The following is a 20,748-nucleotide window of genomic DNA, read 5'->3' on the forward strand; positions in this document are numbered from 1 at the left end:
TCCGGCGCGCGCCGGCATCATGCCCGAAAATCAGGTGATTCGGCGGCTGGGCCGCTAGCCGATCTGCGCCAGTCCGGGGAAAAGGTCGAGCAGCCAGAAGGCGATCGTCGTGATCTGGCCGGTGACGAACAGCACCCCGGTCACCACCAGCAGCGCCCCCATCGTCTTCTCGACCTTGCCGACATGGCCCCGGAACCGCTTCATGAAGCGCATGAACGGCCCGGCGAAGAGCCCCGCGGCGATGAACGGCAGCCCGAGGCCGGCCGAATAGGTCGCCAGCAGGATCGCGCCGCTGCTCACCGTATCCTCGGTCCCGGCAAGGCCGAGGATCACCGACAGGACCGGCCCGATGCACGGCGTCCAGCCGAAACCGAAGGCGAGCCCCATGACATAGGAACCGAGCGGCCCGGCCTGGTGGCTCCGCACCTCGACCCGCGCCTGGCGGTGCAGGAAGCCGATCTTGAACACACCGAGGAAATGCAGCCCCATCACGATGATGATGCCGCCGCCGATGATGGTCAGGATATCGAGATACTGGCGCAGCAACTGGCCGATCGCCGTCGCGGCCGCGCCGAGGATGACGAAGATCGTCGAGAAACCGAGGACGAAGGCGATCGACGAAAGGAACACTGTTCGCCGGCCGACCGTTGTCGGGGCGTTGCCGGTCAACTGGTCGAGACTGACCCCGGCGAGGTAGCACAGGTAGGGAGGCACCAACGGCAGCACGCACGGCGAGACGAAGGACAGCAGTCCCGCCACAAACGCGCCGCCATGGGTGATGTCGATTGCCATTCCGTCCGTCCGATATCCGCCCGCGCTGGACGTGTGAACCGGTTATAGTGTCGAGGCTGGTCGCGCCACAGTCACTTTTTCAGGAGGCGTCCTTCATCGCGGCACCAGCCCGGGCGGCGCCTCGCATGGGTTTTGGCCCTGAAGATGGCGCGGGCGCGACCTCGTGCCGCTGCCCGCCCCGTCACGGGAACTGGACGCGACGGACATCTGCGGCTTTGCTCGACCCGGGGCCGCTTTCGACCGGTCGCAGGAGGAAATCGTGCCGCAGATCCTGACCCTTGCACTCAATCCGACGATCGACGTCTCGGCCGAGGCCGATGTCGTGCGCCCGACCCACAAGACCCGCACTACTAACGAATCCTTCGAGCCCGGCGGCGGCGGCGTCAACGTTGCCCGCGTCCTGACCGAACTCGGCGGCAACGTCGAAGCCTATTGCATTGCCGGCGGCGTCACCGGCGACCTGTTGAAGGACCTGCTCGGCCGCATCGGCCTGCATACCCACATCATCCCGGTCGCCGGCAACACCCGCATGGCCCACATGGTCTACGAGCGCAGCACCCGGCTCGAATACCGCTTCGTCCCGAGCGGCGCGCCGCTGACCGACGAGGAGATCGAGCGCGCGCTCGAGGCAGTGCGGGTCGCCGGTTTCTCATGGCTGGTGGCCAGCGGCAGCATCCCCGCCGGCTCGCCGCCGGACATCCTCGCCCGCTTCGGCGCGATCGCGGAATCGAAGGGCGCGCGCTTTGTCCTCGACAGCCACGGTCCCGGCCTGACCGAAACCCTCGGCCGGACGCCGGTCCATCTGGTCAAGCCGAGCCTCAACGAGATGAAGGGCGCGTTCGGCAGCCACCTCGACGCCAGTTCCTGTGGCGAGGCCGCGGCGTCTCTCGTCGCCGACGGCAAGGCCGAGATCGTCGCGGTGACCATGGGCGCCGACGGTGCGGTGATCGCATCGCGCGACGGCATCGTCCACGTCCCGCCCCTGAAGGTCGAGGTCAAGTCGGCGGTCGGCGCCGGCGACAGCTTCGTCGCCGGCATGACGCTGGCGCTGGCGGACGGCAAGTCCGTCGCCGAGGCAGCGATGTTCGGCGCCGCCGCCGGGACCGCCGCCGTGCTGACCGCCGGCACGTTGCTCTGCCAGCGCGAGGACGTCGTCAGGCTTTACGAGCAGATCCGCGCCACCATGCCCGACCCCACCCCGGCGGCGCGATGAATGACGACCAGGACGCCGTCTTCGCTTTCCTCGCGGAGCCGCCGACGCATGGGCTGAGCGAACCGGTCAGGCGCATCGACACCAACGCCGCCGCGGTCTTCCTTGCCGGTCCGGACGTCTACAAGGTCAAGCGCGCCGTCCGCTTCCCCTTCATGGACCTGTCGACGCTGGAGAAGCGCCGCGCCGTCTGCGAGGCCGAGATCGCCGTCAACCGGCCCTATGCCCCGTCGCTCTATCGCGGCGTCGTCCCGGTGACGCGCGCGCCCGACGGCGGCCTCAGCCTCGGTGGCGACGGCACCCCGGTCGAATGGGCGGTCCACCTCGCCCGGTTCGACGAGACGATGACCCTCGACCATGTCGCCGAGCGCGGCGAACTCACGCCGGCGCTTCTCAAGGCCCTCGCCGCCGCCGTCACCGACGGCATGGCCCGCGCCGAACCCCGAGACGGCGCAGCCGCCACCGAGGCGCTGGCTGGCGTCGTCGATGAAACCGCGCAGTCACTCGTCGATCATCCGGAGGTCTTCGAGCCGGAGGCGGCGCGCGCCTTCGCCGCCGCCATCCACGACGCCTTCGCCGCCCTGCGTCCCCTGCTGCTCGATCGCGGCGCGCGCGGCTATGTCCGGCGCTGCCATGGCGATCTGCACCTGCGCAACATCGCCCTGATCGACGACAAGCCGGTGCTGTTCGATGCCATCGAGTTCGATGAATCGATCGCCACCGTCGATATCCTCTACGACCTCGCCTTCCTGCTGATGGACCTTTGGGAACGCGACCTGCAGGCCGAGGCGAACACCGTCCTCAACCGCTGCCTCTGGACATCCCCTTCCCTAGACGACGACCTCGCCGGGCTGGCGGCGCTGCCGCTCTTCCTCGCCCTGCGCGCCGCCGTCCGGGCCAAGATCGAGGCGCTGCGCTTCGCTACCGTGGATCACGACCGCCAGGCCCGCGACGACGCCCGCCGCTACTTCGACCACGCCCGCGCCTTCCTCGAGCCCGTCGCGCCGCGCCTGATCGCGGTCGGCGGCCATTCCGGCACGGGCAAGACCACCCTCTCCCGCCATATCGCCCACCGGATCGGCCGGCCGGTCGGCGCGGTGCACCTGCGCAGCGACATCGAACGCAAGCGGCTGATGGGCGTCGACGAACTGGAGCGGCTCCCGGCCTCGGCCTATGAGATCGACGTGACGGTCCGGGTCTTCGCCGCCTTGCGCGAACAAGCCGGCAAGGCGCTTGCCGCCGGCCAGAGCGTCATTGTCGACGCGGTGCACAACACGCCGGAAGAGCGCGCGCTGATCGCCGACGTCGCGGCCAGGCACGGCGTCGCCTTCGCCGGGCTGTGGCTGTTCGCGCCGGTCGATATCCTGGTCGACCGCATCGAGCACCGCACCGGCGACGCCTCGGACGCCACGCCGGCCGTCGTCCTCCTACAGGCCGACCAGCTTTCGGGCGAGATCGACTGGACGCCGCTCGATGCCAGCCGGGGCTTCGACGAGACGGCCGCTGCCGCCCTCCGCTGCATTGCCGCGCCGACCGCGACCGGGTAGCGCCTTTTCGCGCTTTCAGGGAGATGCAAGGATGCCTGCCGATTGAACAGCGCCGGACGCCCGTGGCTTACCTCCTCCTGAAATATGTCCACATCATCGGCGCCACCGTGATCCTCGGCACCGGGTCCGGCATCGCCTTCTTCATGCTGATGGCCCACCGCAGCGGCGACGCCGCCTTCGTCGCCCGCACCGCTGCCGTCGTCGTCATCGCCGACATCGTCTTCACCGCCACGGCCATCGTCGCCCAGCCGGTCACCGGCTTCCTGCTCGCCCGCGAAGCCGGCATCCCGCTCGATCTACCCTGGCTGGTCGCCTCCTATGCCCTTTACCTGCTCGCTGGCGTCTTCTGGCTGCCGGTGGTCTGGATGCAGGCCCGGATGCGCGATCTGGCGCGTCAGGCCGCCGCCGACGGAGCCCCGCTGCCGCCGCGCTATCACCGCCTTTTCCGGCTCTGGTTCGCCTTCGGCTTCCCGGGTTTCGGGGCCGTCCTCGCGATCGTCTGGCTGATGGTCGCCAAACCGACCTTGTGGTGAGCGATGAACAAGCCCCTCCCGACCGTCGCGATCCTTGGCGCCTCCGGCCTGATCGGCCAGGCCGTGGCCACAAGTCTTCGCCGCGACGGGTTTCCAATCGTCCCGATCGCCCGGCGCTTCACCGCCGCCCAGCGAGCCGTCTTCGGCGACGCCCTGGTCGTCTCGTCCTTCGTCTCGCTCGAGGCAGTCGACCTTGAGAGACTGCTGGCAGAAACCAGCGCCGACATCGTCGTCAACTGCGCCGGCGTCCTGCAGGAGGGAGCGCATGGCCGCCCCGACGAGGTCCACAGCGCCTTCGTTGCGAGGCTGGTCGCCGCTCTTGGGGCAAGCCCGGCACCCTCGCTCCTCGTCCAGCTTTCGATTCCCGGCCGTGACGAAGACGACCACACCGACTTCGCCCGGACCAAGCGGGATGCCGAGCGGACGATCCGGGCGTCTCTCCTCCCGCATGTCATCCTCCGCCCCGGCCTCGTCGTCGCGCCCGCCGCCTATGGCGGCAGCGCCATGATCCGCGCTCTGGCTGCGCTCCCCATCGACCTGCCGACGCGTGAGGCGGGCAGTCCCTTCGCGACGACGGATATCTGCGATATCGCCGACACCATCGCATTCGTCGGCCGCTCCTGGCGTGACGGCGCTCGCGACTGGTCTGCGACCTGGGAGGTGGTGGACCGCCGAAAGACGACCGTTGGGGACGTCGTCAACGACTTCCGCGACCGTTTCGGCGGCCCGAAGCTCCGCTTGCCGTCGGCCTCGTGGCTGATGGGCCTTGGCGCGCGGCTTGGCGACCTCGCCGCCCGTCTCGGCTGGTCGCCGCCGATCCGCAGCACCGCGCTGACCGAAATGCGCCGCGGCGTCGCCGGCGATCCCGAACCGTGGATCGCCGCCACGGGCATCGAGCCGACACCCCTCGCCGCAACGCTCGATGCCCTGCCCACCACTGTCCAGGACCGATGGTTCGCCCGGCTTTACCTGGCCAAGGCGCTGATCGTCGCGTCGCTGGTCCTCTTCTGGTGCCTGTCCGGCCTGATTGCCCTGACCGTGGCCTTCGGCGCCGCCCGCGCCATCCTTGTAGACCACGGCTTTTCGACGCCGGTCGCCAACGCCATCACGGTCATCAGCAGCCTTGTCGATATCGCGATCGGCGTGGCGATCGCCTTCCGGCGCACTTGCGCCTGGGGCCTGATCGCCGGCATCGTCGGCTCGCTCGGCTACATGGCCGGCGCGCTCGTGCTGACGCCGGACCTGTGGATCGAGCCACTCGGCGCTCTGGTCAAGACCGGCCCGGCGATCGTCCTGATGCTGGTCGCCCTGGCGATCCTGGACGACCGATGAGCGGCGGCGAGCCCATCGACTGGCCGGACGACGGCGTCATCCTCTACGACGGGGTTTGCATCTTCTGTGCCAGGTGGGTCCGCTTCGTTGCCATCCGCGACACGGCGCACAGGCTGCGCTTCACGCCAATCGAGTCGCCTTATGGCAGACGCCTCGCGGAACGACTCGGCATTGATCCGGCCAATCCCGATACCAACGCCGTCATCCTTGGCGGACAGGCATATTTACGCTCCAACGCTGCCCTCGCGGTGCTTTCGACGCTCCCCCGCTGGCACTGGGTGCGGTTGCTTCGGCTGGTACCGCTTCGGGTTCGGGACGTCGTCTACGGGCTGATCGCACGAAACCGCTATCGCGTCTTCGGCCGCCGCGACTCATGCGATGTCAGCGCGCCGTGGCTGGCCGGTCGGGTGATCTGGGATCAGCCTTCGGACCCGGATTGAGCCGCGGTTGGCGCACTGGTCCGTGATCCACTTCTCAAGGGGATTTTCAGGAACTCTTAATCAAATTGTCGCAACGTGCCGCCCAATGAAAAGGCGCCAGCTCGTCGGACCCGCGTCCGGAAGCTGGCGCCCCCCTGCGACTACTGTTGCGAGGCCTTAAGAGCTCGCCAAGGTCTCAAAAAAACGACAGTGGCATCACCCCGTTGGCTCGTCTTGTAGCTGGCGCCCCGAACACCGCGACGGCTAGCGCGTCTGGCGACGCTCAGGGCAGCCTCGCGCTACACACGTTAGACCTGCAACCGCGCTTGTCAACCGCCAATTTCCCCGGCCCTCTGCCGGAGCGACTTGATATCAATCGAGGAATGGTCCCCACGGACTTTCCTTCCCGCGCCTGCGACCGCACACATGACCCCGTTCATCGGGCCATATCGGGCGCGCAGAAACAGCCACGGTACCGCGCCGCCCGAGCGATAAGACCGACATAACGGTCGAAAGCAGCTAGATCCCGAGGCAGGCGTACTTGATGTCCAGATAGTCATCGAGGCCGTATTTCGAGCCCTCGCGGCCCATGCCGGAATCTTTCACCCCGCCAAAGGGGGCGACCTCGGTGGTGATGACGCCGGCATTGATGCCGACCTGGCCGTACTGGAGCCCCTCCATGACCCGCATCGTCCGCCCGAGGTCGCGGGTATAGGCGTAAGCCGCGAGGCCAAACTCGGTGTTGTTGGCCATCCGGATCGCCTCCGCTTCCTCCTCGAACTTGAAGACCGGCGCCAGCGGACCGAACGTCTCCTCGCGCGCCACCGCCATCTGCGACGTGACGTCGGCGATCACGGTTGGCGTGTAGAAGGTGCCGCCCAGTTCATGCCGCCCGCCGCCGGCGACCAGCCGGCCGCCCTTGGACAGCGCATCGTCGACATGCTCCTGGACCTTCTTGACGGCCGCGTCGTCAATCAGCGGCCCTAGTGCGACACCATCTTCGAGGCCGTTGCCAACCTTCAACTGCCGGGTCGCCGCGGCAAGCTTCTCGACGAAGGCGTCGTAGACGCCGGACTGCACCAGGAAGCGATTGGCGCAGACGCAGGTCTGGCCGGCATTGCGGTATTTCGACTGCATCGCGCCGTCGACCGCCGCATCGAGGTCGGCGTCGTCGAAAACCAGGAACGGCGCGTTGCCGCCGAGTTCCATCGACACCCGCTTCATCGTCGCGGCGGCATCGGCCGTCAGCTTCTTGCCGACGGCGGTCGAGCCGGTGAAGGTGATCTTGCGAACCGCGGGGTTGGCGGTCATCTCGCCGCCAATCGCCCTGGCCGCCCCGGTGACGATGTTGAGGACGCCCGGCGGAACGCCGGCCTCTTCCGCCAAAATGCCCCAGGCAATCGCCGAATACGGCGTCTGGCTCGCCGGCTTGGCGACCACGGTGCATCCCGCCGCCAGCGCCGCGCCGATCTTGCGCGACAGCATCAGCGTCGGAAAATTCCACGGCGTGATCGCCGCGACGACGCCCACCGGCTGCCGGATCACCATGATCCGGCGCTCCGGCCACGGCGACGGGATCACGTCGCCATAGACTCGCCGCGCCTCCTCGGAGAACCAGCGCACATACGCGGCGCTCGCCCCGACCTCGCCCCGGGCCTCGGTGATCGCCTTGCCCTGCTCGGTAGTCAGCAGCCGGGCGAGGTCCTCCTGGTTTGCCTCGATCGCCTCCGCGAGCTTGCGCAGGATACAGGCGCGAACCGCCGCCGTTTTCCGGCCCCAGTCGCCGAAGGCGGCCTCGGCCTCCGCGATCGCCCGCCGCGTCTCGTCGACACCCGAGTCGGGAACGACGCCGATCGTCTTCCCGGTCGCCGGGTTGGTGACGTCGAACGTCTTGCCGCTGTCGGCTCCAACCCATTCGCCGCCGATGAAATTCGCTTCGCGCTGGAAGGGCAGGTTCTGGCTCATCGTCATGCTCCGGGGGTGCTCGGTCGGAATTCTCGAATCGTCGCCGGACCGTTGCCGGCCGGCGCTGAGATACTAACGCATCCGCAGCACCTGCGGTTCGCGACTTTCTCGACCGCGACACCGTCACCCGGCGATTGCCAGCCCGATCATCAGCAGGCCGGCAAGGCATGTAACGATGCCGACGGCATGGGCCGCGCGTTCACCGTCCGGCGCGAAACGTTCGAAGGTAATTGCCGACGCCACCACCGCCATCGCCCACAGGTTCATGACCCCGACGACCAGCAGGATCACCATCAGCCCGCCGCAACAGGTCACGCAGTGCAGGCCGAGCCACATCCCGTGTCGAAAGGCGCCGCCGGCGTTGGCCGGCGAGGGAAAGCCGTCGCCCGGGCCCATCCGGCAACAGGCCAGGTGGCGCGCCTTCCACGCCGTGAACTGCAACGCCCCGGCAATCAGCACGACCACCCCCGCGACCACCGGAAACGCCTGGGACAGCGCCGGAACCCGCATCGCGGCCGCGGCCAGCCCGACGCCGATCGGATAGGCGGCGAGGCCGGCCAGGGACCAGACAAGGAAGTAACCGGCGCCGACCAGCGCGGTCAGTGACCTGAGTCCGCGCGTGCCCCTCCCTTCGACCGCTCGCCGGAACCGCAACAGCATCGGCGCCAGCGACGGCAGCATCATCGCCGCCATCATCACCACCCACATGGCGAGGAACATCGTCGCAGCGAAGGCCCAGGACTGCCCGGGCATCCGCATCCACGCCATCGACATCGTCCAGCCGCCCGGCATCGGCATGCCGCCCATCGCCGCCATCGAACCGCACCAGACGATGATGACGGCTGCGCTGACGACGAACAGCATCGCCGCCAGGCCAACAACGGTCCGGTCCGAGCCTCGCCCGGAGGCCGCGGATGCGCGGCCCCCGCTTCCCCGTTTCAAGGTCCACGCCGACGCCATGGCTCAGGCCGCCGCGTAGTCGTCGTGGTGGCGCCACCAGATGCCCGACTCGTTGCGCCCCCTGGGCGCGCGGTCGAGCCACTGGTACATGCCCCACAGCCCGTCGAGCCCGCGGGAGTAGGTCGAGTAGGTGTGGTAGATGACGCCGTCCTCGCGGACGAAGGCGCTCATCCCGGGCCGCTCCCGCAGGAACGTCGCCATGTCGGTCCCCGTGATGGCTTCGATCGTGTTGGCAGGACCGTCCTCCTTCCGAGGCTCCGTCACCTCGGACGGAGCGGTTTTCGCGGCCTCGCGCCGGTAGTTGTACTCGACACCGCCATTGCGCTGCTCTGCCTCGGTGAACGAGACGTTGAAGTCGGCGTTGAAGTCGCTACCGAAGGAAGAGGCCCAGGGGAAGGACCATCCCATCCGCTGCCTGAAGCCTTGCAGCTTGGCGAGCGGCGCCCGCGAAACCGCGGTCAGCAAGACGTCGTGGTTGGCGAGGTGCACCGCGAAGCCGTCGAAACCGTCGGCGATCGCAGAGCACGAAGGGCATCCGGCCTTGTAGTCCGGGCCGAACATGAAGTGATAGACGAGGAGCTGCGAGCGCCCCTGGAACAGGTCCGCCAGCGAGGCCTCGCCCGCGTCCGTCTCGAAGCGGTAGTCCTTGTCGATCCGGACCCAGGGCAGCGCCTGCCGCCTCTCGGCCAGCGCATCGCTCTGCCGCGTTAGCGCCTTCTCCGCCTCCATCAGCTCCAGCCGTCTGGCCAGCCATTCGTCCCGGCTTGCAATCGGATGTGTCGTCATCGGTCGTCTCCTTCTTGTTCAGCGCCATCGCCCTGCCTTCGCGTAAACGAGAGGCTGGCTGGCGGCCGGGAGATGATTTACGACCGTGAAGCGGAGGGTGAGAGTGACAAGTCTGGCGCGATTTCCATGGATTCGCTGATTACCGCCGGGGCGCTGTCGCTTGCGGCCGGCGATCCGCTGGGCGCGCTCAACCTCGTCGCCCTTCGCGATGACGCGCCGGCGCTGGCGCTGCGCGGCATCGCCATGGCCCAGCTCGGCGACCTTGACCGGGCAAAGGCGCTGCTCGCCCGCGCCGCCCGCGCCTTCGGGTCGCGCGAGGCCGTCGCCCGCGCGCGCTGTGTCGTCGCCGAGGCGGAGATCGCCCTCGTCTCGCGCGATCTCGGTCGGCCGCAGCAGACCCTCGACGCAGCCCGGACGGTGCTTGCCGACCACGGCGACCGGGTCAATGCCGCCTATGCCGGATACCTCGCGCTTCGCCGCCTGTTGCTGCTCGGAAGGCTCGACGAAGCCGAGGCCCGCCGCGCCGCCTTCGATCCCGCGCCGCTGCCGCCAGCCGCGCGAGCCGCCTATGAACTGGTCGTCGCCGGCATCGAGATCCGGCGGCTGAGGACGGCCCCGGCCCGCGCGGCCCTTGCCAATGCCGCCCGGGCTGCGGCCCAGGCCGGGATCCCCTCGCTATCCGCCGAGGTCGAAGCCGCCGCCCGCGTCCTGACCACCCCGGCCGCGCGCCTGATTGCCGATGGCAACGAACGCCTGCTCCTGCTCGAGGAGGTCGAGGCCCTGCTGGCGTCGCCGTCGCTCGTCGTCGACGCGACCCGCAACGCCGTCCGGGCGGGCGGCGCGATCGTCTCCCTCGACCGTCGCCCCGTGCTCTTCACCCTCGCCCGCGTCCTCGCCGAAAGCTGGCCAGGCGACGCCAGTCGCACCGACCTCCTGCGCCGGGCGTTTCGCGCCAGGCAAAGCGACGAGTCGCATCGCGCCCGGCTGCGGGTCGAAATCGGCCGCACCCGCGCCGCGCTGCGCGGCCTCGCCGGGATCACCGCAACACCGAACGGCTTCAGGCTGATGCCGGATGGCGACCGCGATGTCGTCGTGCTCGCCCAGCCGGTCGAGGACGATCATGCGGCGGTGCTCGCTCTCCTCAGCGATGGCGAAGCGTGGTCGAGTTCGGCGCTGGCGCTGGCGCTCGGCATCAGCCAGCGCTCGGTGCAGCGCGCCCTCGAACGACTGGCGGAGACAGGCAAGGCGCAGCCGTTCGGCCGCGGCCGGGCCCGCCGCTGGGTCGCCGCCTCGGTCCCCGGATTCCCGACAGGCTTGTTACTCCCCTCGCCGCTGGCGAGCCGCTAGGTTGCCGCGATGAAACACTCGACAGCAGACCTCCTCGCCGAATACGGCCCCTTCCCCGGCGTCAACTCGATTGGCGGGGTGACCTTCGACTGCAAGCGCGTCTGGTTCGCCTCGGGCGACAGGCTGAACGCGCTCGACCCCCGAACCGGCGAGATCGTCGGCACGATCGACATCCCCGCCCATGCCGGAAGCGCCTTCGACGGCCGCCACCTCTTCCAGATCGCCGCGGACCGCATCCAGAAGATCGATCCGGAAACCGGCAGCATCCTTGCCAGCATCCCGGCGCCTGGCGGCGGCAGCGATTCAGGCCTCGCCTGGGCCGAGGGCACGCTGTGGGTCGGCCAGTACCGGGAGCGCAAGATCCACCAGGTCGATCCCGAGACCGGCGCTATCCTCCGCACCATCGAATCCAACCGCTTCGTCACCGGCGTCACCTGGGTGGATGGCGACTTCTGGCACGGCACCTGGGAGGGCGACGAGAGCGAGTTGCGCCGCATCGACCCTGAGACCGGCGAAGTTTTGGAGCGGCTCGACCTGCCGCCCGGCGTCTCCGTCTCGGGCCTCGAATCCGATGGCGCCGACCGCTTCTTCTGCGGCGGCGGCGACACCGGCAAGGTCAGGGCCATCCGCCGCCCCGCCCGCGAAACGGCGCGCTAGCCGCGGCCGGCCGGAGCCAGCCGCGTCAGCCGTGTTTCACCATGACGTGGCGCACCGCCGTGTAGTCCTCGAGCGCGTAGAGCGACATGTCCTTGCCGTAGCCCGACTGCTTCAGCCCGCCATGCGGCATCTCGTTGACCAGCATGAAGTGGGTGTTGATCCACGTGCAGCCATACTGGAGGCGCGCCGCCGTCGCCATTGCCCGGGAGACGTCCGCCGTCCACACCGACGAAGCGAGGCCATAGTCGGAATCGTTGGCCCAGGTCACCGCCTCCTCGACCTCGGTGAAGCGGGTCACCGAAACCACCGGGCCAAAGACCTCGCGGCGAACGATCTCGTCGGACTGCAGCGCGCCGGCCACCACCGTCGGCTGGTAGAAGAAGCCGTTGCCGTCGCCCGGCTTGCCGCCGGTGGTGATCTCGATATGGCTGAGTTCCGAAGCCCGCTCGACGAAGCTTGAAACCCGCTCGCGCTGGCGCTTGGAGATCAGCGGCCCGATCTCGTTCTTCGTGTCGTCGGCCCCGCCATAGGCGATGGTCGATACCGCCGAGGAGAGGTCGGCGACGAACTTGTCGTAGACCTTGGCGCCGGCATAGATCCGGCACGCGGCCGTGCAATCCTGGCCGGCGTTGTAATAGCCGAACGCCCGAAGCCCCTCGACCACCGCCCCGATATCGGCGTCGTCGAAGACGATGACCGGCGCCTTGCCGCCAAGCTCCAGATGCGTGCGCTTTACCGACTTGGCGGCCGCCTGCAGGACCTTCTTGCCGGTCGCGACGTCGCCGGTGATCGAGATCATGTTGACCTTGGGGTGGTTGATCAGCGCGTTGCCGACGCTGTCGCCCCGTCCGAGCACCACGTTGACGACGCCTTCGGGCAGCACGTCGGCGAGGATCTTCGCCATCTTCAGCGCCGTCAGAGGCGTCTGCTCGGACGGCTTGAACACCACCGTGTTGCCGCCGCCGATCGCCGGCGCCAGCTTCCACGCCATCATCATCAGCGGATAGTTCCACGGCGCGATCGAGGCGACGATGCCGATCGGGTCGCGCCGCACCATCGACGTGAAGCCCGGCATGTATTCGCCGGCCGCGTTGCCGGGCACGCAGCGCACCGCCCCGGCGAAGAAGCGGTAGCAATCGACGATCGCCGGAATCTCGTCGTTGGTAACGGCATTGATCGGCTTGCCGCAGTTCAGCGCCTCGAGCGCCGCGAAGCTCTCCGCCTCCGCCTCGATGCGGTCGGCGATCTTCAGCAGGTAGCCGGAGCGCTCCGCCGGCGTCGTCCGCGACCACTTGACGAAGGCCTTTTCGGCGGCCGCGACCGCCGCCTCGATCTGCGTGGCGGAAGCCTCCGGGAGGTCGAGGATGGTCTCGCCGGTGCGCGGGTTGAGGATGGTTTCGGCGGTCTCCGTCCCGGCCTCGAAACCGGAGCCGATCAGCATTTGCGTGTCCATTGCGGTACTCCCTGGCATGACGGCTTTCACTTGCCCTGGCCGGCGATCTCGGCGCCGTCCCGGGTGAGGTAATAAGCGGCGACGATCGGCAGCAGCGTGACCAGCACGACGACCATCGCCACGACATTGGTGACCGGACGCTGGCGCGGGCGCACCAGTTCCTCGAGCATCCAGATCGGCAGCGTCTGCTGCTGGCCGGCGGTGAAGGTGGTGACGATCACCTCGTCGAAAGACAGCGCGAAGGCCAGCATCCCGCCGGCGACCAGCGCAGTGCCGATATTGGGCAGGATGACGTGGCGCAGCGTCTGGAAGCCGTCGGCGCCGAGGTCCATCGACGCCTCGATCAGCGAACCGGAGGTCCGCCGAAAGCGGGCGATGGCGTTGTTGTAGACGACGACGACGCAGAAGGTCGCGTGGCCGAGGACGATCGTCCAGAAGGAGAAGGGAATGTCGGCGATGTTGAAGGCCGACCGCAGCGCGATGCCCGTGATGATGCCCGGCAGCGCGATCGGCAGGATGATCAGCAGCGAGATCGTCTCGCGGCCGAAGAAGCGCGAGCCCGACACAGCCGCCGCGCAGAGCGAGCCGAGCACCAGCGCGATCGCCGTCGAGATCGTCGCCACCCGCAGCGACAGGCCGAGCGCCTGCCAGACATCCGGCCGGTTCCACGTCGCGGCGAACCACTGCAGCGTGAAGCCCGGCGGTGGCCACTGGTAGCTCCGCTCCTCGGTGGTGAAGGCATAGGCGAAGATCAGCAGGATCGGCACATGCAGGAACAGCAGTCCCGCCGCCGCGGCGATCTTCAGGCCAAGCGGTGCGCGGCTTCCCCGGTCAGAGCGCATCGAAGGCCCCCATCCGCCTGGCGCCCCACAGGTAGAAGCCCATGATGACGATCGGCACGACCGTGAAGGCGGCGGCGAGCGGAATGTTGCCTGCCGTGCCCTGCTGGGCGTAGACCGCCTGGCCGATGAACAGCCGCGACGAGCCGACGATCTGCGGGATGATGTAGTCGCCCAGCGTCAGCGAGAAGGTGAAGATAGATCCGGCGACCATGCCCGGCAGCGCCAGCGGCAGGAGTACGGTGCGGAAGGTCTGGCGCGGTGCGGCTCCGAGGTCGGAGGACGCCTCGATCAGGCTGACCGGCACCCGCTCCAGCGCCGCCTGGGTCGGCAAGATCATGAACGGCAGCCAGACATAGAGGAAGACGAGGAAGGTGCCGATATAGCTCACTGACAGCGAATTGCCGCCGATCACCGGGATCGCCAGCACCAGGTCGAGCAGCCATGTCAGGTGCAGTTGCGCGAAGGCCCAGTTGAGGATGCCTTCCTTGGCGAGGATCAGCTTCCAGGCATAGACCTTGACCAGATAGCTCGACCAAAGCGGCAGCATCGCGCCGAGATAGAACAACACCCGCCATTTGCCGCGCGCATAACGGGCCGCGTAATAGGCGATCGGAAAGGCGACGACCGCCGCCGCCAGCGTTACCACCGCCGCCATGATCACCGAGCGGAGAATGATGTCGAGGTTCGACGGCCGGAACAGCTCGCCATAGGTCTTCAGGGTCAGTTCGTGCCGGATCAGCCCGGAAAACTCGTCGATCGAGAAGAAGCTCTGGGCGAGCAGCGCGAACAGCGAGCCGAGGTAGATGACTCCGAGCCACAGCACCGGCGGCAGCAGCATGACGAAGAGCAACACCCCCGGCCGACGCCACAGGAGGTCGGCCAGCGCGCCGAACACGCCGCCACGGCCGGGCAGGACGGCATGGGCGGCCGCGCTCATCCCTCGTCTTCCATCAGGTGAAGGTCGGCGGCGTCCCAGGCGAGCGATACCGCCTCGCCCTCCCCCGACGCGACACGCCCCGCCGGCAGCACGGCATGGAGCCGGAGCCCCTCGACGACGATGGCTATGCGCGTCGACGCACCGAGGAAGTTCCGCGCCGCTACGGTGCCGGTGACCGCACCGGCCGCGCCCGGCTCGACCCGGACGGCCTCCGGGCGAAGGCTCGCCCATCGCGCCGTCCCGGCATGGCGCTCGACGAAGTCCGGCGGCAGAACGTTGGAGGACCCGACGAAATCGGCGACGAAGCGCGAGGCCGGCCGCCGGTAAACGTCCTCCGGCGTCCCGAGTTGCATGATCCGCCCGTCGTTGAACACTGCGATGCGGTCGGCCATCGACAGCGCCTCGCCCTGATCGTGGGTGACGAAGACGAAGGTGATGCCGAGGCGCTTCTGCAGTGCCCGCAGTTCCTCCTGCATCTGCTCGCGCAGCTTGAGGTCGAGCGCCCCGAGCGGCTCGTCGAGGAGCAGCACCCGGGGCTTGTTGACCAGCGCCCGGGCCAGCGCGACGCGCTGGCGCTGGCCGCCCGAAAGCTGTCCCGGCCGCCGTTCGCCATAGCCCGGCAACTGGACCAGTTCGAGCGCTTCCGCCGCGATCCTGTGCCGTTCGGCCTTGCCGACGCCGCGGACCATCAGGCCGTAGCCGACATTGTCGATGACGTTGAGGTGCGGAAAGAGCGCGTAGTCCTGGAACACCGTGTTGACGTTGCGCCGGTACGGCGGCACGCCTTCGGCGGTTTCGCCGAAGATCTCGATATGCCCGGCGGTGGGCTGCTCGAAACCGGCGATCAGCCGCAGGCATGTCGTCTTGCCCGATCCGGACGGACCGAGCATGGCGAAGAACTCGCCCTCGGCGATGGCGAGGTCGACCCGGTCGACCGCGCGCACCGGACCGAAATGGCGCGAGACGTTCTGGAAGGAAACCGCCGTTGTCATGTCCGGCTCAGGGACGCCCGCCCGCCGCGACGATCGCGACGGACGGGGGCCGTGTCATGGGTGAGGATCGCGATCAGCGTCCGCCGATCACGCCGATATAGTCGGAGACCCAGCGATAGTAGGGAACGCACTCCCCCTGGCTCTCGCAGGCCGACACCGGGGTCTGCCAGAACTTGATCTTGGCGAAATCCTCGAAGCCGTTGGTCTCGCAGCCGGCGTCGGTGAGCAATTCATTGCCGTTGCAGGCCGCCGGCACCGAGGGAACCGAGCCGAACCATGCGGCGAGGTCGCCCTGCACCTTCGGCGACAGCGAGTGCTCCAGCCACTTGTAGGCGCAGGTCGGATGGGCGGCGTTGGCGTGCATCATCGTCGAATCCGCCCAGCCGGTGGCGCCCTCTTCCGGAATCGTCGAGGCGATGGGCATGTCCTCGCTCTTCAGGATGTTGACCTGGAACGGCCACGAGCCGGAGGCGACCACGCCCTCATTCTTGAAGTCGTCCATCTGGATGAAGGCGTCGTGCCAGTAGCGCGAAACGAGCTTGCGCTGGCCGCGCAGCAGGTCGAGCGCCGCCTTGTACTGGTCGGCGTTCAGTTCGTAGGGGCTCTTGATGCCGAGCTCCGGCTGGTGGGTCATGAGGTAGTTGGCGGCGTCGGCGATATGGATCGGCCCGTCATAGGCCTGGACGCGGCCGACATTCGACTTGCCGTCCGGCAGGTCCATCTCCTCGAAGACGACGTTCCAGCTCGTCGGCGCTTCGGCGAAGACCTCGGTGTTGTACATCAGCACGTTCGGGCCCCACTGGTACGGGACGCCATAGTGGATGCCCTTGACGGTGTGCCAAGGCGCGTCCTGCAGCCGCTCGTCGACGGTCGACCAGCTCGGGATCAGGTCGACGTTGATCGGCTGGACCCGGTCGCCGGCGATCAGCCGCAGCGAGGCGTCGCCCGAAGCGGTGACGAGGTCGAAGCCGCCCTCGTTCATCAGCGCCACCATCTCGTCGGAGGTGTTGGCGGTCTTGACGTTGACCGTGCATCCGGTGGCGGTCTCGAAGTCGGTCACCCAGTCGAAATTCTCGTCGGTCTCGCCGCGTTCGATGTAGCCCGGCCAGGCGACGATATCGACCTGGCCTTCCGGCTCGCCAAGCGCCGGCAGCATTTCCGCTGCCATCCCCTGGCTGGCGAAACTCAGGACAACCGCAAGGGCAGTGCAGGATTTCAGCACGGATTTCATGTCTTCTCTCCCGGTCAAGCCGTCGCGACCCCAGCCGGCGACAGGCATCCGGAAGGCATGGTCACGCCTTCTCGCCGGTTTCGCAATTTCATTTATCAGAAGGTCGATATCGGTATTTCCGATACTAACGGTGCCGCACAACCCGCTGCGTCTGCGCGATCCCGATGAAATCGCGCGCGGAGTCGGCCAGGTGCGACCCGCGACGCCAGACGACGCCGACCTGGACCACCGGCAGCGAGCCCGACACGTCGCGGGATTCGATGCGGTCGCCTTCCAGCGACCAAGGTCGGTAGACGAGGTCCGGCAGCAGCGCCACCCCCGCCCCCGTCGCCACCAGGCTGCGCACCGCCTCGACCGAGCGCGTGCGAAACGCGACATGCGGCTTGGCCCCAAGCGCCGAGAGCAGCTTGCCGGTATTTTCCTCGATCTCGTCGACGGTCAGCATAATCAGCGGTTCGGCCGCGATATCGTTGACGCCGATGATGTCGGCGCTGGCCAGGTGATGCCCGAGCGGCAGCCACAGCCGGTAGGGCGAGACCTCGAGGATTTCCGCCTGCAGCGCCATGCGATCCCGCAGGTTGGAGATCACCATCACCGCGACGTCGAGTTCGCCGCCGATCAGCAGGTGCTCCAGGTATTCGCCATTATCCTCGATCGCCGAGACGTCGATGGCCGGATAGGCGCGGCGATAGCGGGCCAGCAGGTCGGAGAGGACGTAGCCGGCGACCAGCGAGGTGACGCCGAGTTGCAGGCTCCCGGTCGCCGCCGCCCGCTCCTCGGAGAATGCCCGCCGCGCATCGGAGACATCGGCGAGGATCTTGGTCGCGTGCCGGAGGAACTGCTGCCCCTTGTGGGTGATCGTCAGCCCGCGCGGATGCCGCTCGAACAGCGCCACCCCGAGGTCGCGCTCCAGCTCGCGGATCGCCTCGGTTACCGACGACTGCGAGATCGACAGATTCTGCGCCGCGCCGGACACCGTCCCCTGGTCCGCCACCGCGAGGAAATACTGAATCTGCCGGATCGTGAAGGCCATCCTCCCAATAACCATGAACCCGGCCGCCCACAAAGGGCCAGAACAGGTGGTTTATGGTTACCGGAGGTCGAGACATGATCGGCCCGGGGCACGGTCTCGAAACGGGAGACAGGTTTGGTAGATAGCGCCCCAGGGAGACTGTCCATCCCCGCAAGGAGGGGAACCGCGACCGTGACCGGGGGTCATTCCGGCGCGCATCGACCCGGCTTGCGGCCCCGCGTAGAGCGATAGCTTCCGCCCCGTTCCGGGTCGCTGCGGCATCGTCACCGGTTGTTTGCGTGTCGACCGCTGTGTTTACCTTCGGCCCGACATCCCGGTGTCGAGGCTGTCGTTATGCACGTAATAGTATAGGACTTGGGTGGCAGGAGTTTGCGGGAGAGGCTTATGACATCACAATTGACTGGTACCAAAATTCTGTTTCAGGACGATTTCTCGACGAACGGACCACTCAACGCGGCGAATTGGGACTACAACCACTGGTCCGCGCAGAACAACCCGTCCTTCCTGGGCCTGACCCAGATGCGCCAGTCATTGCCGCTGGCAGAAAACGGTATGGCCCGCATCCGCCTCGACACCTGGCTCGACGGCAAGGCGTTCAGCGGATCGGAGGCGATCACCAAACAGGCCTGGGACGTGACCGACGGAGGCATCGCCTTCGAAGGGCGATTCCGCTACGAGGGGACCCAGGGCGGCATGATCGCCGGGTTCTTCTCGTACCAGGACTTCCCGCCCAACGTCGATCGCAACGTTCATGACGAGATCGACTTCGAGATCCTGACCACCAATCTCAACAAGATCTCGACCAACGTCTTTGCCCACGAGCCGGGAGACAAGACGGCCCATCCCGAATCCATCGACATGACCGGCAGCTTCGCGGACTGGCATACCTACCGCATGGAGTGGATGCCGGGCATGGTCCGCTGGTTCGTCGATGGCACCCTCATCCGGACGGACACCAAGAACGTGCCGACGGAGCCGCAACAACTCCACATGAATCTCTGGGGCGTGCCCACCACTTGGGGACCGTCTCCCGGCGACCCCAGCGGGCCTCCGGTCGGCGACCCCGGTTTCAAGCCTGCGACCAGCGCCGGCGCCAACCAGACCTTCTTCTTCGACGTGGACTCGGTGAAGGTGGAAAGGCTGTCAACCCTGCTTGGCAACGGCAACGCCAACAAGATGCTCGGCACCATGAACAATGACGGCATCAACGGCGGCGGCGGCGGCGACACGCTCTTCGGAGCTGGCGGTCACGACACCCTCATCGGCCGCCGCGGTGACGACACCATCCGCGGGGGCAACGGCGACGACACGGCCTACGCGGGCAGAGGCAACGACATCGTCGTGGGCGCCGCCGGCAACGACACGATCATCGGCGGCACCGGCAAGGACAAACTCAGGGGCGGCGCCGGCAAGGACGTTCTCTACGGCGGATCGGACGAAGACGTGCTGATGGGCGGAAGTGGCAAGGACTTCCTCGACGGCGGGCACGGTAACGACAAGCTCTGGGGCGGCAAGGGTGCCGACATCTTCTACTTTTCAATCAACGCCGCGGGCAACGCCTTCGGGGTGGACACGATCAAGGACTTCAAGTCCGGCAAGGACATGATCGCCATCCACGTCGAAGAACTCAGTCCCGAAGCCGAGGTCCTTTATGCCAAGGGAACCGGGTTGGTGAGTGTCGATATTGACGGTCCGGGCGGTCTCGATCCCGTGACCATCGCCAAACTCCAGGGGCGCCCGGACGCTGACGACGGTGATTTCTTCCTGGTGTGATGGGGAAACCCGAATGACTGGATGAAGCCGGATAACCTCCGGCTTCATCTGATCCTGCTGGACAGGCCATATCCTGCGGGCGATATCGGCGCTGCCCCGTCGTCTGGAACCTTGAACCGTCCGAGGTGTGAACGCAGCCGCCCGCGCAGTACACGTCCCTTCGTGGGATCGGATATCCGTGGCGAGACGTGACCACCTCGGCCGGCCGAAGGGGTGAGGCCGCATCGACGGACGCGTTTCGTCGCGCCCTGATCGACAGCGAAACGCTTCAAGAAATCAGAATTTGGTGAGCGCGCAGGGGCTCGAACCCTGGACCTACTGATTAAAAGTCAGTTGCTCTACCAGCTGAGCTACGCGCTCGCGTGCGCACCATATGGCTGGCCGCCGCGCGTCGGGTCAATACATGAGCCGCCTGTCGGGCGCAATCTTTTCGGCCGGGAGGGAAACCAACCGCCGGTTTTCTCCGTATAGTCGGTATCAGCATGGAGGGAACCGACATGACCAGCCGGACCAGACACGCCTTCTTCACAATTCTCCTCGTCTTCGGCATCGCCGCGGCGCACCCTGCCAGCGCCCAGCTCGCCGACGTGGATCGCGACGGCATCCGCACCACCATCCAGAACCAGATCGCCGCGTTCCAGCGCGACGACGGCGACGCCGCCTACGGCTACGCCGCGCCGATAATCCAGGGGCTCTTCCCCTCGGTCGACGCGTTCATGGCGATGGTGCGGAGCGGCTACCAGCCGGTCTACCGGCCAAAATCGGTGGTCTTTGGCGAGGCCGTGCTGACGCCGCAGGGACCGACCCAGCGGGTCTTCGTCACCGGCCCGGACGGCAAGAACTGGGTAGCGATCTATTCGCTCGAGCAGCAGCCGGACGGTAGCTGGAAAATCAGCGGCTGCACGCTCGTCGAGGACGAAGGCAGCGTCGCCTGATCGG

At 67.5% G+C, this 20,748-nt stretch carries 19 protein-coding genes and 1 tRNA gene; 9 read left to right on the forward strand and 11 right to left on the reverse strand.

The features are described from left to right. Window positions 1-54 precede the first annotated feature (54 nt). On the reverse strand, window positions 55-792 hold the full coding sequence (locus tag BLT60_RS05970; protein WP_090875462.1) for a cytochrome c biogenesis CcdA family protein: 738 nt from the start codon (window positions 790-792) through the stop codon (window positions 55-57). Window positions 793-1,051: 259 nt separating this feature from the next. Here BLT60_RS05970 and BLT60_RS05975 point away from each other — a divergent pair, with 259 nt between their 5' ends. The 5 genes from BLT60_RS05975 (at window position 1,052) to BLT60_RS05995 (ending at window position 5,854) form a co-directional block, all read left to right on the forward strand. Then, window positions 1,052-2,005: a 1-phosphofructokinase family hexose kinase gene (locus tag BLT60_RS05975; protein WP_090875760.1), complete on the forward strand. Its 954-nt coding sequence runs from the start codon at window positions 1,052-1,054 to the stop codon at window positions 2,003-2,005. Beyond that, on the forward strand, window positions 2,002-3,549 hold the full coding sequence (locus tag BLT60_RS05980; protein WP_090875464.1) for a bifunctional aminoglycoside phosphotransferase/ATP-binding protein: 1,548 nt from the start codon (window positions 2,002-2,004) through the stop codon (window positions 3,547-3,549). Before BLT60_RS05975 ends, BLT60_RS05980 begins: the two co-directional genes overlap by 4 nt. A gap of 62 nt (window positions 3,550-3,611) precedes the next feature. After that, window positions 3,612-4,082, forward strand: a complete 471-nt coding sequence (locus tag BLT60_RS05985) for a DUF2269 family protein (RefSeq protein ID WP_175478307.1) — start codon at window positions 3,612-3,614, stop codon at window positions 4,080-4,082. A 3-nt stretch (window positions 4,083-4,085) separates the two neighbouring features. After that, window positions 4,086-5,414 carry an SDR family oxidoreductase gene (locus tag BLT60_RS05990; RefSeq protein ID WP_090875466.1) on the forward strand — a complete coding sequence of 443 codons (1,329 nt, stop codon included), beginning with the start codon at window positions 4,086-4,088 and terminating at the stop codon, window positions 5,412-5,414. Next, window positions 5,411-5,854, forward strand: coding sequence for a thiol-disulfide oxidoreductase DCC family protein (locus BLT60_RS05995; protein ID WP_090875468.1), 444 nt, complete (start codon window positions 5,411-5,413; stop codon window positions 5,852-5,854). Before BLT60_RS05990 ends, BLT60_RS05995 begins: the two co-directional genes overlap by 4 nt. Before the next feature lie 498 nt (window positions 5,855-6,352). Here the strand turns inward: BLT60_RS05995 and BLT60_RS06000 are convergent, their stop codons facing one another. The 3 genes from BLT60_RS06000 to BLT60_RS06010 form a co-directional block, all read right to left on the reverse strand. Then, a complete protein-coding gene (locus BLT60_RS06000) occupies window positions 6,353-7,798 on the reverse strand; it encodes an NAD-dependent succinate-semialdehyde dehydrogenase (protein ID WP_090875761.1) in 1,446 nt (481 codons plus the stop codon). A 123-nt stretch (window positions 7,799-7,921) separates the two neighbouring features. Then, window positions 7,922-8,662, reverse strand: coding sequence for a DUF2182 domain-containing protein (locus tag BLT60_RS06005; RefSeq protein ID WP_210185549.1), 741 nt, complete (start codon window positions 8,660-8,662; stop codon window positions 7,922-7,924). 99 nt (window positions 8,663-8,761) lie between these two features. Further along, window positions 8,762-9,544, reverse strand: coding sequence for a DUF899 domain-containing protein (locus BLT60_RS06010; RefSeq protein WP_090875471.1), 783 nt, complete (start codon window positions 9,542-9,544; stop codon window positions 8,762-8,764). A 126-nt stretch (window positions 9,545-9,670) separates the two neighbouring features. Here BLT60_RS06010 and BLT60_RS06015 point away from each other — a divergent pair, with 126 nt between their 5' ends. Continuing rightward, complete coding sequence (locus tag BLT60_RS06015; protein WP_090875473.1) at window positions 9,671-10,891, forward strand: helix-turn-helix domain-containing protein; 1,221 nt, start codon at window positions 9,671-9,673, stop codon at window positions 10,889-10,891. A gap of 9 nt (window positions 10,892-10,900) precedes the next feature. Continuing rightward, on the forward strand, window positions 10,901-11,548 hold the full coding sequence (locus tag BLT60_RS06020; protein WP_090875475.1) for a Vgb family protein: 648 nt from the start codon (window positions 10,901-10,903) through the stop codon (window positions 11,546-11,548). A 25-nt stretch (window positions 11,549-11,573) separates the two neighbouring features. Here BLT60_RS06020 and BLT60_RS06025 read toward each other — a convergent pair whose 3' ends face one another. From BLT60_RS06025 to BLT60_RS06050, 6 genes are all read right to left on the reverse strand, one after another. Beyond that, on the reverse strand, window positions 11,574-13,001 hold the full coding sequence (locus BLT60_RS06025) for a gamma-aminobutyraldehyde dehydrogenase (protein WP_090875477.1): 1,428 nt from the start codon (window positions 12,999-13,001) through the stop codon (window positions 11,574-11,576). A 26-nt stretch (window positions 13,002-13,027) separates the two neighbouring features. Next, window positions 13,028-13,843 (reverse strand): ABC transporter permease, encoded by an 816-nt coding sequence (locus BLT60_RS06030; RefSeq protein ID WP_090875479.1) that lies wholly within the window; start codon window positions 13,841-13,843, stop codon window positions 13,028-13,030. Then, window positions 13,833-14,780, reverse strand: coding sequence for an ABC transporter permease (locus BLT60_RS06035; RefSeq protein ID WP_090875481.1), 948 nt, complete (start codon window positions 14,778-14,780; stop codon window positions 13,833-13,835). The genes BLT60_RS06030 and BLT60_RS06035 overlap by 11 nt, the downstream gene beginning before the upstream one ends. Next, window positions 14,777-15,772, reverse strand: coding sequence for an ABC transporter ATP-binding protein (locus BLT60_RS06040; RefSeq protein ID WP_090875483.1), 996 nt, complete (start codon window positions 15,770-15,772; stop codon window positions 14,777-14,779). Before BLT60_RS06040 ends, BLT60_RS06035 begins: the two co-directional genes overlap by 4 nt. 73 nt (window positions 15,773-15,845) lie before the next feature. Further along, window positions 15,846-17,003: an ABC transporter substrate-binding protein gene (locus tag BLT60_RS06045; RefSeq protein ID WP_090875762.1), complete on the reverse strand. Its 1,158-nt coding sequence runs from the start codon at window positions 17,001-17,003 to the stop codon at window positions 15,846-15,848. A 124-nt stretch (window positions 17,004-17,127) separates the two neighbouring features. Next, window positions 17,128-18,036 carry a LysR family transcriptional regulator gene (locus BLT60_RS06050; RefSeq protein ID WP_090875484.1) on the reverse strand — a complete coding sequence of 303 codons (909 nt, stop codon included), beginning with the start codon at window positions 18,034-18,036 and terminating at the stop codon, window positions 17,128-17,130. A 396-nt stretch (window positions 18,037-18,432) separates the two neighbouring features. Between BLT60_RS06050 and BLT60_RS06055 the strand changes: the two genes are divergently transcribed. After that, on the forward strand, window positions 18,433-19,809 hold the full coding sequence (locus tag BLT60_RS06055) for a family 16 glycosylhydrolase (RefSeq protein WP_175478308.1): 1,377 nt from the start codon (window positions 18,433-18,435) through the stop codon (window positions 19,807-19,809). Window positions 19,810-20,093: 284 nt separating this feature from the next. Here BLT60_RS06055 and BLT60_RS06060 read toward each other — a convergent pair. Beyond that, window positions 20,094-20,169: transfer RNA gene (locus BLT60_RS06060), tRNA-Lys, on the reverse strand. Between the two features lie 137 nt (window positions 20,170-20,306). Here BLT60_RS06060 and BLT60_RS06065 point away from each other — a divergent pair. Then, on the forward strand, window positions 20,307-20,744 hold the full coding sequence (locus tag BLT60_RS06065) for a DUF4864 domain-containing protein (RefSeq protein ID WP_090875763.1): 438 nt from the start codon (window positions 20,307-20,309) through the stop codon (window positions 20,742-20,744). Window positions 20,745-20,748 lie beyond the last annotated feature (4 nt).

Source organism: Bauldia litoralis (assembly GCF_900104485.1).
In the GTDB taxonomy this organism is placed as follows: Bacteria; Pseudomonadota; Alphaproteobacteria; order Rhizobiales; family Kaistiaceae; genus Bauldia; species Bauldia litoralis.

Coding starts and splice junctions, on each gene's coding strand:
- BLT60_RS05970 (WP_090875462.1), bottom strand. CDS start 792: ATGGCAATCGACATCACCCATGGCGGCGCGTTTGTGGCGGGACTGCTG.
- BLT60_RS05980 (WP_090875464.1), top strand. CDS start 2,002: ATGAATGACGACCAGGACGCCGTCTTCGCTTTCCTCGCGGAGCCGCCG.
- BLT60_RS05990 (WP_090875466.1), top strand. CDS start 4,086: ATGAACAAGCCCCTCCCGACCGTCGCGATCCTTGGCGCCTCCGGCCTG.
- BLT60_RS05995 (WP_090875468.1), top strand. CDS start 5,411: ATGAGCGGCGGCGAGCCCATCGACTGGCCGGACGACGGCGTCATCCTC.
- BLT60_RS06000 (WP_090875761.1), bottom strand. CDS start 7,798: ATGAGCCAGAACCTGCCCTTCCAGCGCGAAGCGAATTTCATCGGCGGC.
- BLT60_RS06005 (WP_210185549.1), bottom strand. CDS start 8,662: ATGCTGTTCGTCGTCAGCGCAGCCGTCATCATCGTCTGGTGCGGTTCG.
- BLT60_RS06010 (WP_090875471.1), bottom strand. CDS start 9,544: ATGACGACACATCCGATTGCAAGCCGGGACGAATGGCTGGCCAGACGG.
- BLT60_RS06015 (WP_090875473.1), top strand. CDS start 9,671: ATGGATTCGCTGATTACCGCCGGGGCGCTGTCGCTTGCGGCCGGCGAT.
- BLT60_RS06020 (WP_090875475.1), top strand. CDS start 10,901: ATGAAACACTCGACAGCAGACCTCCTCGCCGAATACGGCCCCTTCCCC.
- BLT60_RS06025 (WP_090875477.1), bottom strand. CDS start 13,001: ATGGACACGCAAATGCTGATCGGCTCCGGTTTCGAGGCCGGGACGGAG.
- BLT60_RS06030 (WP_090875479.1), bottom strand. CDS start 13,843: ATGCGCTCTGACCGGGGAAGCCGCGCACCGCTTGGCCTGAAGATCGCC.
- BLT60_RS06035 (WP_090875481.1), bottom strand. CDS start 14,780: ATGAGCGCGGCCGCCCATGCCGTCCTGCCCGGCCGTGGCGGCGTGTTC.
- BLT60_RS06040 (WP_090875483.1), bottom strand. CDS start 15,772: ATGACAACGGCGGTTTCCTTCCAGAACGTCTCGCGCCATTTCGGTCCG.
- BLT60_RS06045 (WP_090875762.1), bottom strand. CDS start 17,003: ATGAAATCCGTGCTGAAATCCTGCACTGCCCTTGCGGTTGTCCTGAGT.
- BLT60_RS06050 (WP_090875484.1), bottom strand. CDS start 18,036: ATGGCCTTCACGATCCGGCAGATTCAGTATTTCCTCGCGGTGGCGGAC.
- BLT60_RS06065 (WP_090875763.1), top strand. CDS start 20,307: ATGACCAGCCGGACCAGACACGCCTTCTTCACAATTCTCCTCGTCTTC.